Origin of the sequence: Acetatifactor aquisgranensis (genome assembly GCF_943193215.1) — a bacterium.
GTDB classification, from domain to species: domain Bacteria; phylum Bacillota; class Clostridia; order Lachnospirales; family Lachnospiraceae; genus Acetatifactor; species Acetatifactor aquisgranensis.
Genome location: NZ_CALPDH010000060.1, coordinates 1 through 13947 on the forward strand (window position 1 = coordinate 1; position 13947 = coordinate 13947).

Consider the following 13947-nt stretch of genomic DNA (forward strand, 5'->3'; position numbering starts at 1 on the left):
TTATTGGCTTAAAGATTCCGAGAGATTATCACTTTAAAAAAGGGGGAATGGAAAATGGCGTTGTTGCATGCAGACTTTTTTTCGGATGTACTGGGGATGTGCATGAATATGGATGTGATACTGCCCCAGCAGACTCAGGGACAGATTGGCATGGAGGGCAAGGGCGCGGAGGGGAAGTACAAGACCATGTACCTGCTCCACGGCATGAGCGATGACCAGACAATCTGGCAGAGAAGAACTTCCATAGAAAGGTATGTGAGTAAGCTGGGAATCGCCGTGGTGATGCCCACTACCCATCTGGCCTTTTACACGGACACCGCCTATGGGATGAAGTACTGGACCTTCGTCTCCCGGGAACTGCCGAAAATCTGCCGGGAATTCTTCCCCCGGATGTCCGAGAGGAGGGAGGACACTCTGGCGGCGGGATTGTCCATGGGCGGCTACGGTGCGTGGAAACTGGGGCTGGGAGCCAGCGATACGTTCGGTGCGGCGGCCTCCCTGTCCGGCGCGCTGGATATGGCGGATGACTACAGGAGGAACGTCGAGGGCGCGGATGAAGAGTCGGGCAGAGTCTCGCTCTTCCGGGGGATATTCGGCTCGGCGGAAGCACTGGAGGGTTCGGACAATGATCTGCTGGCTCTGGCGGAGAAACTTGCGGCGGCAGGGAAAGACAGGCCCAGGCTGTACGCATGGTGCGGGACGGAGGATTTCCTGTATCAGGGGAATCTGAGGGCCTGGGAGCATGTGAAGAAGCTGGGGTATGACCTGACCTGTGAACAGTCGGCCGGAGACCATCAGTGGAAATACTGGGACGAGAAGATTCAGGACGTGCTGCGCTGGTGGCTGGGGACGGATTTGGATTTACAATGAGGCGTGAAAAGATTTTCCAAGGCAGCCTGCGCAATCATGAGGCGCTTCCGCAGGCAGAGCCGGGATTGTGTTGTCTGTGCTGCCAGGCAGCATGGCCAAAGGCCGGAGAGGTATCTGGAAAGGCCGGCTTCAGAAAATGCGGAGGTATGAAAATATGGACAGAAGCAAGGAAATCAGAAAGCTGTGTGAGGAAAAGCAGATTCGCATGATTGATTTCAAAATGACGGACATCGACGGCCGCTGGCGACATATCACGATTCCCGTTGAGAGGTTCAGCGAGGACACTTTTACCTATGGTATCGGATTTGACGGTTCCAACTATGGATACGCGCCCATCGAGAAGAGCGACATGGTGTTTTTGCCGGACCCGGACACTGCCTTCGTGGATCCATTTGCCGCGGTGCCTACATTGACCATGTGCGGCAATGTATGTACCATCGGAGCGGGGGAGAACAGGCCTTTTGACCAGTATCCGAAAAATGTGAGTCTCCGGGCCACGGAATATATGAAAGAGGCGGGGATTGCGGACCGGATGGTGATAGGGCCTGAATTCGAGTTCTATCTGTTCGACAGCGCCCGTTTCGAGGTGACGCCCAGGCAGTGCGGCTACCGGATCGACACCAGGCAGGCGGACTGGAACCACAGCCTGGACACGCCGGGCAATAACGGCTACGAGGTGCCCCACAAGGGCGGCTATCATGTGGCGGCGCCCCAGGATGTGGGGTATGACCTGCGAAGCCGGATGTGCATGATGATGGAAGACTGGGGAATCCGGGTGAAGTACCACCACCATGAGGTGGGCGGTCCCGGCCAGATGGAAATCGAGGTGGAACTGGACGACATGCCGGCCATGGCGGACAACACCATGATTATCAAGTACATTGTCAAGAATTTGGCGGCACAGGAGGGCAAGACGGCCACTTTCCTGCCCAAGCCTATCTATCAGGAGGCGGGCAGCGGCATGCATGTACACATGCTGCTGTTCAAGGACGGCAAGCCTTTGTTCTATGACAAAGACGGATATTCCGGCTTAAGCCGGACGGCGCATTACTTCATGGGCGGGCTGCTGAAGCACATCGCGTCCCTGTGCGCCTTTACCAATCCCTCCACCAATTCTTTCAAGCGTCTGGTGCCGGGATATGAGGCGCCTGTGACGATTGGCTACGCCACCTCCAACCGCAGCGCGGTGATTCGGATTCCGGCCTACGCCAAGTCGCCGGAGACGAAGCGCTTCGAGCTGCGCAACCCGGATGCCACTGCCAATCCTTATTACGCCTACGCGGCGATATTGATGGCGGGCCTGGACGGCATCGAGAACGAGATAGACCCGGCGGCAAACGGCTGGGGACCTTATGATTTTAATCTCTACACGCTGTCGGAGGAGGAGCAGAAGAAAATCAAGGGCCTGCCCAAGTCCCTTGACGAGGCTCTGGACGCCCTGGAGGCGGATCATGACTATCTGACGAAAGGCGGAGTCTTCCCCCAGAGACTGATTGATGTGTGGGTGGCCAGAAAGCGGGCGGAGCTTCGGAAAGTGGAGCAGATTCCCAGCCCGGCGGAGTTCCGGATGTATTATGACCTTTAATTGCCGGGGGGCTCACAGAAGGATACACCATAATTTGGGGCTTTGATGGTTTCACTCGTTACCGTGATAGGCTATCGACGAACCATTTCTCGTCCGCAGCCGATAAGGCCCCTGTCGTGAGGCATGGGTAAATTTGGGGTGGTAACACGAAGCATTTGCCCTCGTCCCTGAAAAAGAAATTTTTCAGAGAGGAGGGCTTTTTTCTGGTTATGAGATAAATTTGTCAGGCAAACTGAAGAATATTTTGATAGGGGGAGCATGGCCTTACGCTAACGGCTCCCTGCATATAGGGCATATCGCGGGCCTGTGATGCATTTTGAAAATTGGGAAAAGGACGGGGAAAAGAAATCCATGAAGAAGAGATGGTTATTGTTCACGACAGCGTCCGCCGCCGGTCTCCTGGCCGCCGGGATTTTCCTGCTGCCAATTGCCTACTCCGCCGTCTTCCGGGCGGAAGACATCGTGGAGGAAGAGGAGGCCCTGCCGGAGAGCCTTGGGGCGGCTCCCGGGGATTTCATGGAGGCGTTCCGGTATCCTCTGGAGGAAGAGCGGGAGGCTCTGACCCGGGAGGATGGGAAAAGCTATGTGGAATACTGTAAGGAGGAATTGGGCTCCCGGGTGTACCAGGAGGCGTTCCGCCTGGTGGGGCTGGAGGAGGAAGAGCGCTTCTGGGAGAATCTCTGGATCATAAGGGAAGAGGGCTGTTATCTGATGGAAGCGCCGGTGGAAAGGGAGGGCGTGGAGTGCACCCTGTCCATGGCGATGAACGGCGACAGGCTGCCTTTTCTGGTGTGGCGTAAAGCCGGGAGGCGTCCCTCCGGGGCGGAGATGGAGGAAGCGGCGGAGGCGCTGGGGGAACTGAGCCGCGGGCAGGACGGCAGGCTGCGGGCTTATGTGGAGGAAATCGACAGGATATATGAGGACTGCCCGGACTACTGGCTGCAGGTGAACAGGCTCTATGTCTCTCTTTTGGCCCGGACGGAGCTCACGGAGGAGATGCCGGCCCGGATACCGCTGTGGGAGTGCTGCGTCCGGGGAACCTGGCAGGTCTGCGGGGACGAGGAGGAGACCGCGCTGGTGTGCGCCATGGGGAAGGGGAGCCTGGTGCTGTACTACGATGGGGCGGAGGGGGACTTCTGCGGGTATCGGTTCTGGCCGCCGGAGGGCTGGCGCTGAAGAACCGGGGCATATTGTCCGTGGACGGGCAGGGAAACCGTTTCCCGGAAATCAGGAAGAACGGCGGCCTCCCGCCGCCGACATGCACTCGCTTCACGCCTCTGTGAGTGCAGGAAGAGGGACGGAGTCTTTGCAGAATTTTTGCATTTTTTGGGGGATTTCTTATAAAGGAGTGCCGTATCATAGCCATAGGCTTCCGGAATAAGGGACAATACAAACGCAAAAAGACAAGACGGGAGGAGACTAAGAAAATGAGAAGAAAATACGCAAAGGCAATCGCAGCGGCCCTGATTATGACAATGGTGTCAGGATGCGGCAACGCAGCTTCCCCCAGGCAGGACGCAGGAGACGCCCGGGGGCAGGACGCTTCCGGCATGGGAGTGGGAGGCGCAGCTGCAGGAGCCGACGAGACTGGAGGCGCGGCCGCGGGCTCGCAGGCTTCGGGAGACCTGGACGGGGACGGTCAGACAGGGGACGGCGGGAAGCCTGCGCCTTTGGAGAACGACGAGCCGGAGGTATACGAGGAGGAAACGCTTTACACCCAGAAGGAGAACATCCTGCCGATCGCCGAGTCCGCTGCCGCCTGGGGGATTTCCTATAAAATCGAAAAGGCAGAGTACACGGAAAGCTTCGGGGACAGGAACCTGGAGCATCTGGAAAACTATCTGTCGGAAGCCCGGACCGACAGCCAGGGGAACCTTTCGGGGGATTATAAATACCTGTTCCTGACCATCACGTTCACCAACACCACAGACGAATTCCAGGACATCAACCGGAATGCCGGCGGAATCATCGTCATCGGGGATTCCCTGAATACGCTTCTGTGGTCGAACGATGTGGTCTACTATGACACCTACTGGGAGGAAGGGGGCGCCTATCAGTTCCACCACTGGGGGCTGGAGCCCGGCGAGTCTGTCACCAGCGAGGTGGGCTGGGTGATAGAGGGCTGTGACAGCATGACAGAGAGAGAAGGCGATGCCCTGGCGGAACGCATCGGATCCGCAGGGCCTTATGAGCTCTATTACCAGGTAAAGAAATATGACGGCGACAATGAGGGCAGCTTTTTTATTGATTTAGGCGTAAAGGTGGAATAGGGATGGGAAATTATCTGAAATTCGAACTGGACAGGGCGTTCCGCAACCGCCGCATGGCAGCGGCGCTGTCCGTGGGCGTCGCGTTGAGCCTTTGGCATCTGCGGGATTATGTGCTGCCTGTCAGGGGCTATGTCCTCAGCGGGGATTATCCCCTGTCCGCTTTCGGCAAATGGATGGGCGGAGAGAACTATTCCCTCCAGGCCGCCTTGTATTTCATGTGGATTCCTATCCTCTGCGCCCTTCCCCACGGCGGGAGCTTCGCCTTCGACTGCGCCGGCGGCTATGGGAACCAGGCGGCGACGCGCCTGGGGTGGAGGGCATACCTGGGGGCAAAGTATCTGGCGGTTTTCTTAAGCGGCGCAGCGGTTGCCGTGCTGCCCCTGGCCTTTGACTTTCTGGCGACGAACCTGTTCCTCCCGGCAGTGAGGCCGCAGGCAGGGCTGGGGCTTTTCCCCATTGGGGCGGAGGGGTTCCTGGGAGATCTCTACTATGCCCATCCCCTTTTGTACCTGCTTGTGTACCTGGCCATGGACGGCCTGTTCTATGGGCTGTTCACCACGGTTTCCCTGTTCGCTTCCCTGTGGACAAGGAACCGGTTCGCCGTTCTGCTGGCGCCTGTCCTGGCGTACCTGCTTCTCTATGGGCTGGGGACGACCACAGGGCAGCTGGCCGCCTGCCCCGCGGGATACCTGCGGCCCAGCCAGCTGTTCGTGCCAAAGCTGCCCTGGCTGCTGGGGGAGCTTGCGCTGCTTTTGGCGGCGGGGGCGGCTTTCTTCGGCTTCTTCCGGAAAGCGGAGAGGGGATTGCTGTAGATGATGAAAAAACATCTTTCCGGGAGTCGATTGAGAACTCTGATATGGTATGATTTGAACTACGGATATCAAAGCACCCGCCTGAAATGGCTGGGCGTGGTGCTTGTGCAGGCCTATTTTGTCATTTTGGCCTGCCAGTGCTGCTCCGCGCCGGAGACGCCCGGGGGGATGCTGGGGCATTTGAGCTTCCTGTTCCGGGGGATGCCGGAATATTTCGTGTCGGAGACAGGGAAGTTCGAGCTGCCCGTGCCCTGGCTGATGCTGAACGCCTGCCTGCTGTTCCTGACGGCCTCTTATCCGGCGGAAGACCTTACGCGCAGCGGCGGCCAGGCCATTGTGCGCGCAGACAGGCGCAGGGACTGGCTGCTTGGCAAGGCGGCCTGGGTGGCCTGTACCGTGGCAGCCTACTATCTGCTGCTGGCGGCGGCGCTGGCCCTGGGCGCTCTGGTGACAGAAAGCGCAGGGATGGGAGACTTGGCAGCGGGAGCTCCGGCCAGGGGAGATTTCCTGGGGCTTAGGGACTTCCGGGACGGCCTGTATGGGATAAGTCCGGAGACGCTTACAGGATGGGAGATATTCCTGCGCTGGTGGGTGCAGCCCATACTGGTGTCCCTTACCCTGTGCCTGACGGAGATGATGCTTTCATTGGCGCTGGAGCCTGCAATGGCCCTGTTCCTTACACTGGGGTACCTTACGGCTTCTGTGTTCTGGGCATCCCCCGGGTTTCTCGGAAACTTCTCCATGCTCCTGCGCCAGGACTTCCTGTCAGGGAACCCTGCCATATGCTTTCGGAATTGCCTGATGCTCTGCGGGCTGTGGAACGCTGTCGTGCTGCTTTTCGGCATGAGATGGATAAGGCGGAAAGACATTTTCTGAATCGGCACCGCCATCTGAGCCAAATCCTGTCCCGGCCGAAATGGGAAAGCCCATGAGAATGACAGGTTTTTGGCCCAAATCTAATATTGATAATAGGAAGAAAGAAGAACAGGAATGAAAATAACAATAACCCACGGATTAAAAGAAATACACGGTGTCAGGGTGCTGAAAGACGTGAACATGACATTGGAAAGCGGCGCGGTCTACGGATTTCTGGGAAAGAACGGTTCCGGAAAGACCATGCTGATGCGCGCCGTCTGCGGACTTATCGGACTGACGGAAGGAAGCATTGAGGTAGACGGAATAACGATAGGAAAAGGACAGGATTTCCCATCGAAGCTTGGGATGCTCCTGGAGACGCCGGTTTTTCTGCCGGACAGGACAGGGTATGGGAACCTGCGGCTTCTGGCGGCCATCCGGGGAGAGGCTGCCCCGGAGGAAATCAGGGCGGCGCTGGAGCAGACGGGCCTGGATCCAAAGGACAGACGAAAAGTGAGGAAGTACTCCCTGGGGATGCGCCAGCGCCTGGGAATCGCCTGTGCCATCATGGAATCCCCCGGGCTCCTGGTGCTGGATGAGCCATTCAACGGCCTGGACGAGGACGGCTGCCGCCTGCTGCGGGGCATCATCGGCAGACAGCGGGAAGCCGGCTGCCTTATCCTCCTGGCCTGCCACGACAGGGAGGAGCTGGAGACGCTGTCGGATTGGATCTACAGGGTGGAGGACGGCGTCTTTTCACAGGCCTGACCCCGGACGCGGGAAGCCGTGTGTCCGGCGGCCTGAAGATTTTGGGAGTCTATTCCAATATGCCCTCGAAATCTCAGGGAACAGAATCAGGCATTGGGTCAGGAAAGGTGTTATTCCATAGAAAAGGAGTGGGAAATATGATGCGGAAAATCATGAGCATAATGCTGCTGACAATTGCGCTTGCCGGAATCGGCTGCCGCCTGTACTGGCTCAACGCCCGGTACCCCGGCCCTGAAGAGCAGACCTATGGGCTGGGGGAATCCGTGCGGCTTGGGAGCTATACCGTCACTTTCTCAGGCTGGAGCTGGTCGGACGGGGAAATCCTCCATGAGCTCTGCCCGGGGTTCCGTCTCCTGCCGGATGAAAATGGGCAAGAATACCCCATCAGCCGGGAGCGGATAGGGCTGGCCGCATTGACCATTGAAAAAACCGGGACGGATGACGGCACGCTGGATCTGACCAGCATGGCCTTTGAGTCCGGAGCCTGGGGGAACCAGTTCGACATGGAGCTGATGTATCTGCTGAATCCGCAGCTGGGCACGCTCAGGCTGCAGATGGAAGAGGGGGAGAGCATGGAAATCCTGCTGCCCATGACCATGACGGATCAGCAGTTCACCCGGGAGCAGTGGAAGCGGATTGACGACAGGACGTTCTACGTGGTTCTGGACCATTACCCGCAAAAGACGCGGTTCAGCTGCGGAGGAGGCATTGGATAAGGAAGCGTCTCTTCGGAGGCGCTTTCCTTTTTGCGGAGTATTCTGTATAATGGATGGGGTGGGCCGGACTTTTTTCCTGAACAGGATGTAATTAGTTGGTTTCCGGCAGTTTTTAAGAGAGGGATAAGAAATGTCTTGTAAGATACTCGTCGTGGAGGACGACGTCAATATAGCAAAGTACATACAGGCATGCCTTTCCATGGGCAGCTATGAGAGCGAGATCTGCGGGGAAGGGGGCCTGGCTGTGGAGCGGATTTCCGGCGGGGATTATGACCTGGTTCTGCTGGACGTGATGCTTCCGGGGCTGGACGGGTTCCAGGTGATGGAGCGGGTGAAGGACTTAGGCATTCCGGTGATATACCTGACGGCGGTGCAGGATGTGGCCAGCAAGGTGCGGGGGCTGAAATCCGGGGCGGAGGACTATATGGTGAAGCCCTTTGAGGCGCTGGAGCTGCTGGCGCGGATCGAGTTGGTGATGAAGCGCCATCACAAAGCCGAGACAGCGTTCGCTTACGGGGACATCACGGTGGATACCGAGAAGCACATGGTGGAAAAGGGCGGCGCGGCAGTGGCGCTGTCTCCCAAGGAATTCGATGTGCTGGTCTTCTTCATCCGGCATCAGGACGTGGTCATTTCCAGGGAAAGGCTGCTGGCTGCGGTGTGGGATTATGCCTTTGAGGGGGAGACCCGGACGGTGGACACCCATGTGCAGCAGGTGCGGAAAAAGCTCGCGCTGCAGGGCCGCCTGGTGACCGTGCCCACCTATGGCTATAAGCTGTTGAAGATATGAGAGGCTGCCCGGAAAGGCTTGATGTGCGGAAAGATGCACGGAATAACGCATATGGATACACGGCAAAATTCGGAAAGGTTGGAACATCATGAGGCTCTGGCAGAAAATATTCCTTTTGACGTTGTTCTTGACTGCGCTGGCGGTCAGCGCCATTTCTCTGCTGCTGTTGGCCAGGAGCCACAGGAACACCCTTCTGCTGGCAAAAGAGAAGATTCAGACCGTCCGGGACAGCGCCGTGGCCGAGCTGGGGCATCTGATCCAGGAGAGGAAGGATGACAGCGGGCAGCAGCTGTTGACAGAATCGGATCTGGAGGACTTGTTTGTAACATTTTGCCTTTCATCAGAGGAATTCCGCAAGGGGGCGGACGGTGCGACAGATGAAGCCGGTTCCGATGAAACGACAGATGAAGCGCAGAAGAATGATATCGTCATAATGCCCTTGGAGACAGGCATCTTCTCCGCAGCCCGGCTTCCCCGGGAGGCGGGAAGCGCCGCCACCGTGCTGGTGGAGAAGGAGGGGATTCGGCGGATCAGCACCTACACCACGGCCTTTTGGGAGGGGCGCTTCTACCGGGTGGAGGTGTCCGGCGATGTGACGGATTTGTTCCGTCAGTTTGAGGAGGATCTGCGGTTCTGCCAGTGGATGTGCGGCGGCGTCTCCCTGGCCGTGGCGACGGTTCTGCTGTTTTCCATCTTGTGGCTGACCAGGCCGCTGAAGCGCCTGGAGGCGGCCACGGAGCGGATCGCAGCCGGGGAGTATGGGTACCGGGTTCCCGCGAAAGGGCATGACGAAATAGCGGAACTGTCCAACCATATGAACGTCATGTCCGGGGAAATCGAAGACAATATCAGGAAAGTGGAGGCGCTGGCGGCCAGCAGGGAGACTTTCATCGCCAATATGTCCCACGAGCTGAAGACGCCCCTCACCTCCATCCTGGGCTTCGCGGATATCATGACCATCAAAAGCCACATGGAGGAGGCGGAGCGCCGGGAGTACGCGGCTATCATCGCGGCGGAAGCGGGGCGGCTGAAGGCGCTGTCCTCCAAGCTGATGGAGCTGGTCTCCCTTCAGGGGGCGGAGCTTGTGCTGCGGCCGGTGGAGCTGGGGGCGCTGGTGGAGAGGGCGGCCCTGGCCCTGTCGCCTGTCTGCCAGGCACAGCAGTGCACGGTTCAAAGAGACCTTGAGCCGGTTACGGCTCTGGCCGATGAGGCGCTGCTGACTTCCCTGGTCATGAACCTGCTGGACAATGCGCTGAAAGCTTCGGCGCTGAAGGGGCATGGCCGGCAGATTGACATCAGCTTGAAAAAAGAATATGACAAAGCGGTTATAAAAGTGCGGGATTACGGCATCGGCATCCCCGGGGATCAGCTGGAGCATGTGACGGAAGCTTTTTACATGGTGGACAAAGCCCGCTCCCGGCAAAGCGGGGGCTCCGGCATCGGCCTTTCCCTGTGCAAGGCCATTGCCCAGGCCCATCGGGGCAGCCTGCGGATAGAGAGCCGGGAGGGGCAGGGAACGGAAGTGTCATTGATTCTGCCTGTTCCGGATACGCCGCCGTCTGAGTGAAGCCCATTGTAGAACTGCTCTTTCGGAATCGGGGGTCTATCGAAAGATTTTGCTCAAAGAGAGGAGGAAGCATCAGAAAATGAAAGAAATCATAGAGAGGATTTTGCCTTTGTGGGGCTTGGAAGCCCGGCAGTTGTCGCAGATTTATTCCTCCGCGTGGGAGGTGGACCATTCCTATGTAATGAAAGCGTATCGGGACAGAGACCAGCTGGAAAGGAACCTGAGGATATCTGAAATCCTATCGGAATGCCATATCCCGGTTGCGGAGGTAGTGCCCGCCAGGACGGGAGAAAAATACGTTGCGGAGGAAAACTGTTACTTCTTTCTGTCCCGAAAGCTACAGGGAAGCAACATCACGGATATAAAAGACAGGGCAATGGCCCGCAAAATGGGCTGTGCCATGGCGCGGCTGCACAGGGCATTCCGGGAATGCGAGAAAGAGATCGCATTCTGGGACAACAGTCTGCTGGATGAGATGAAGGGATGGGTAGGGGATCATTTAGCCAAAGATGAGTGGCAGATTGTGGACAGGAAAACCTATTCCGAAGCGGTGGAAACCCTGGAAAACGTCTATGACTGTCTGCCGAAGCAGCTGATCCACAGGGATGTGCATTTCGGGAATTTTCTGTTCTTTGAGGGCGAGTTATCGGGATATATCGACTTCGATTTGAGCCAGAGGAACATCAGGATTTTTGATATCTGCTATTTCCTGGCGGGGCTGCTGGCGGAAGAGACGGAGGAGGCTTTTACGAAAAAGGAGTGGCTGGAAAGCGTGGAAGCCGTCGTCGCGGGCTATGAGAGCGTGCTGCCCCTGTCTGCGGAGGAGAAGAATGCGATTCCCTGCGTGATGGAATGCATCGAACTCTTGTTCGCGGCATATTACCTTGGCATAGAGGACAGGAAACATGCCGGGGACGCATATGAGGTGTTCCGTTTTATACAGAATTGCGAAGAGGATATGTGAATCTGCCGCGGGTTCGTTCCCTCGCGGGTTTAATGCCCCGCTGTTTGCAGCGTTCAGAAAAAAGAAACCAGGAAGGGGCAATGTCATTTAGTTAAGTCCAACAGCATTTGCTCATGTGAGATAAAGAAGTAAAAGAAGTGTAAAAAATTTTGCCGTTCCCTGTCCGGCTGACTGCCGGACGGGTCAGACTTTAGTCGGACCCTTGTCAACAGGTCTTTTTATCACAGGTACGGTTTCTTTCATGCCGCCTATGGTTTCCGCTTTGGTGGGTGCGGCGTACTGGTAAATCATTTCAAGCTCGCTGTTCGTAAATCTCATGGCATTACCTCCTGTGGCTGTTTTGTTATCGTTCTTGTTCGTGTTTTTTCTGCTGGCTCGGTGCGCCCCTCAAAATCTGCCCGATATTGCCCTTGACGGTCTGCAATTCCCGGACGTTCTCTTTCTTCTCCCGGTACTCGTTGTAAAGGGCGTTTTTCTCCTTGGTAAGCTGCTCAATCTCGGTCTGCAATGCTTTGGACGCTGGCAGCTTGGAGATTCCCTGTGCCTTGAAATACCGGGCGGCGGTGGGGCGTGTTGTATCTTTTCATGGCTGTGAACCTCCTTTCGTGGGTGGATTTTTTCAAGCGGCGCAAGCCGCAAAAAGGCGGGCTCTAAAAAAGTAGCGGATTCCTCTGTGTGGGCTTCCGCTGATACCCCCGACGGGCGGGGCTGGGATTCTGCCGATACTGCGGCGGTATTTCTACCTCTGATGCTGCTAAAAATAGGCGCAAAAAACAGGAAACAGTTTCTTGATTTCCTGTTTCGGTTTGCTGCCTATTATGGGCGGCAGTTATTCAGTTTTCATGTAACTACAATTCGACAAATTAGAAATAGTTAAATTGTGTACTTCATAGGGGTAAACCTAATCCCGTCTATTTCTTGCTCATCAGATTGTGGCTTAAATCCCATATGAAGATAAAATGGCTTACCATATGGTGACGAATTTAAAGTAATCTCTTGTGGTACTGGCTTATTTTTTAAAATATCTGCCAAAAGATACTGAAAAATCGAAGTAGCTACACCTTGGCGATGATATTCTTTCTTGGTGAATACTAAATTGATATGCGTTCGATTTGAACGCATACCTATAATTCCAATTATTTTACCTTTATCAAATGCTGCATATATTGGACAGATACCTTTTTGACATTTTGAAATAAATTCATCATTTTCAACTATATCTCGCTTGAATGTATCAATCCCCTCTGGCTTATAGTCTGGGGCTTCAAACTGCAAAAAGACTTCTAATGCCAAAGCAAGTGCTTCCATTACTTCATTGCTATGTATTTTTCGTATTTCATACATCCTATTTACCTCTCAAAATTACGAATTGTCATTGACCTTATTATATCTTCTTTTTAGCAAAAATGATATAGGCTTTTCAATTGGTGAGGATGATTGTCTGACCGCATATCGTAACAGGGTATTCTTCATAGGGTGCTTCAAAATATTCGTCTGTTGTGCCTAAAGGGTAAAATTTTTCTTCTGTGAGGTATTCAAGGGATATTTCTTTTTGCCGCCGTCTGCTCCTGTCACGCCATGCGTTGATAGCCGCAAAGCGTATGACGGTCTTGCAATAGCCATTGAAAGTATACGTGATATGTTCCTTGTATGCTTCTGTGCAAGGCATAAATGATTCCCCCTTTCTCCCACATGGGGCGGTGCATGGTTTACGGTTGCATATTTATCATTCAGCTAAAAAAGGATTTGTGACGCTGCGCTTTCTTCCTCTTCATATTTTGCATAATCAAGATTCCTTGATGGATAATCTTGGGCATATTTTTTCAGGCGTTCTAATATAATATCATTCACAACAATATCCCCGCATTTTTCACATTGTTTTGCCGGAACATTTGTTGCTTTCCGCATGGTTCCGTGTATTTCAATGTCGATATTAGTGATGATGGAAACTTTTTTGCCGCCACACTTTTTGCACTTACTGAAAAACATATTTTGCCTCCTCACATTGAATTATTGTTTCTTATTTTCGTTTAAGATAAAGAACAACAGCAATTCGATACGAAATGAATTGAATCATACTGCCTGCCGCTATACCTCCAAGCGTTAAAACGATTGTGTGCGACTGCAAACTTTTTACAATTCCAGACAATGCGGATACAAAAGAAGGAATTAACACGAATGCCATTACTGCTACAAAAGAAATCAAAGACCACATTTTGGCTTTGGTGTAGCCCATTTTGAAATATAAGGGCATTTGTATTCCCGTTATTGCAGAAAAAACCAAAAAAGATAAACTGAATCCAAACATGATATCTTGTATACTAATCGCTGCGTTTCGATAAAACGCAAAGCAAAAATATAGGGCAATAACCGCCAAAAAAGTGATAAGATAGTTTACATACATAAAAATATATCGTCCAAGAACAATATCATTTAAACCAACGGAGACAGAACCATATAGGTGGTCAAGGTTGTTTTTTTCCTGTATGGCAAAAATGCTGGAAGCCTGCAATGCTACGAACCATGCGCCCGTAATACATAACACGGTAACAGAGGAACCCATAAATCCAAACATCAAAATGGCTGCTGCCAACGACAAATATGAAAATAGCTGTGATTTCATCGTGAAAAAATCCAGTTTTGCGACTTTCATAGAAGCTCTCATTTCTTTATACCTCGTATAATAAGTTTATAGCCAATCAAAACAGGCTATAGACTTATTCTTTTTGTGATATAGATGGCGGATAATT

General features: G+C 54.2%; 15 protein-coding genes and 2 pseudogenes. 11 read left to right on the forward strand and 6 right to left on the reverse strand.

Annotated elements, in window-relative coordinates; all coding sequences use genetic code 11:
• Positions 1–54: 54 nt before the first annotated feature.
• From NFS35_RS27540 to NFS35_RS27590, 11 genes are all read left to right on the forward strand, one after another.
• Complete coding sequence (locus NFS35_RS27540) at positions 55–870, forward strand: alpha/beta hydrolase (protein WP_251210177.1); 816 nt, start codon at positions 55–57, stop codon at positions 868–870.
• A gap of 154 nt (positions 871–1024) precedes the next feature.
• Positions 1025–2455: a type I glutamate--ammonia ligase gene (gene glnA / locus NFS35_RS27545; RefSeq protein WP_251210178.1), complete on the forward strand. Its 1431-nt coding sequence runs from the start codon at positions 1025–1027 to the stop codon at positions 2453–2455.
• Between the two features lie 351 nt (positions 2456–2806).
• Complete coding sequence (locus NFS35_RS27550) at positions 2807–3631, forward strand: hypothetical protein (protein ID WP_251210179.1); 825 nt, start codon at positions 2807–2809, stop codon at positions 3629–3631.
• Positions 3632–3882: 251 nt separating this feature from the next.
• Positions 3883–4725 carry a hypothetical protein gene (locus NFS35_RS27555; RefSeq protein ID WP_251210180.1) on the forward strand — a complete coding sequence of 281 codons (843 nt, stop codon included), beginning with the start codon at positions 3883–3885 and terminating at the stop codon, positions 4723–4725.
• A 2-nt stretch (positions 4726–4727) separates the two neighbouring features.
• A complete protein-coding gene (locus NFS35_RS27560) occupies positions 4728–5537 on the forward strand; it encodes a hypothetical protein (protein ID WP_251210181.1) in 810 nt (269 codons plus the stop codon).
• Complete coding sequence (locus NFS35_RS27565; RefSeq protein WP_251210182.1) at positions 5538–6413, forward strand: hypothetical protein; 876 nt, start codon at positions 5538–5540, stop codon at positions 6411–6413. It begins immediately after the preceding gene.
• A gap of 114 nt (positions 6414–6527) precedes the next feature.
• Positions 6528–7160 carry an ATP-binding cassette domain-containing protein gene (locus NFS35_RS27570; protein ID WP_251210183.1) on the forward strand — a complete coding sequence of 211 codons (633 nt, stop codon included), beginning with the start codon at positions 6528–6530 and terminating at the stop codon, positions 7158–7160.
• 137 nt (positions 7161–7297) lie between these two features.
• Complete coding sequence (locus tag NFS35_RS27575) at positions 7298–7876, forward strand: hypothetical protein (RefSeq protein WP_251210184.1); 579 nt, start codon at positions 7298–7300, stop codon at positions 7874–7876.
• A gap of 130 nt (positions 7877–8006) precedes the next feature.
• Positions 8007–8666, forward strand: coding sequence for a response regulator transcription factor (locus NFS35_RS27580; RefSeq protein ID WP_251210185.1), 660 nt, complete (start codon positions 8007–8009; stop codon positions 8664–8666).
• 88 nt (positions 8667–8754) lie between these two features.
• The gene (locus NFS35_RS27585; RefSeq protein ID WP_251210186.1) at positions 8755–10233 is read left to right on the forward strand and encodes a sensor histidine kinase; all 1479 of its coding nucleotides are present in this window, start codon (positions 8755–8757) and stop codon (positions 10231–10233) included.
• 79 nt (positions 10234–10312) lie between these two features.
• On the forward strand, positions 10313–11197 hold the full coding sequence (locus tag NFS35_RS27590) for a phosphotransferase enzyme family protein (protein ID WP_251210187.1): 885 nt from the start codon (positions 10313–10315) through the stop codon (positions 11195–11197).
• Positions 11198–11380: 183 nt separating this feature from the next.
• Here the strand turns inward: NFS35_RS27590 and NFS35_RS29170 are convergent, their stop codons facing one another.
• The 6 genes and pseudogenes from NFS35_RS29170 to NFS35_RS27615 form a co-directional block, all read right to left on the reverse strand.
• Positions 11381–11515 (reverse strand): hypothetical protein, encoded by a 135-nt coding sequence (locus NFS35_RS29170; RefSeq protein WP_275564745.1) that lies wholly within the window; start codon positions 11513–11515, stop codon positions 11381–11383.
• 25 nt (positions 11516–11540) lie between these two features.
• A pseudogene (locus tag NFS35_RS27595) lies at positions 11541–11762 on the reverse strand (relaxase/mobilization nuclease domain-containing protein); the annotation flags it as partial.
• Positions 11763–12070: 308 nt separating this feature from the next.
• On the reverse strand, positions 12071–12541 hold the full coding sequence (locus tag NFS35_RS27600; protein WP_251210188.1) for a GNAT family N-acetyltransferase: 471 nt from the start codon (positions 12539–12541) through the stop codon (positions 12071–12073).
• A gap of 79 nt (positions 12542–12620) precedes the next feature.
• A pseudogene (locus NFS35_RS27605) lies at positions 12621–12866 on the reverse strand (sigma-70 family RNA polymerase sigma factor); the annotation flags it as partial.
• Positions 12867–12931: 65 nt separating this feature from the next.
• Positions 12932–13186, reverse strand: a complete 255-nt coding sequence (locus NFS35_RS27610; RefSeq protein WP_251210189.1) for a YgiT-type zinc finger protein — start codon at positions 13184–13186, stop codon at positions 12932–12934.
• 31 nt (positions 13187–13217) lie between these two features.
• On the reverse strand, positions 13218–13850 hold the full coding sequence (locus tag NFS35_RS27615; protein ID WP_251210190.1) for an ABC-2 transporter permease: 633 nt from the start codon (positions 13848–13850) through the stop codon (positions 13218–13220).
• Between the last annotated feature and the right edge of the window lie 97 nt (positions 13851–13947).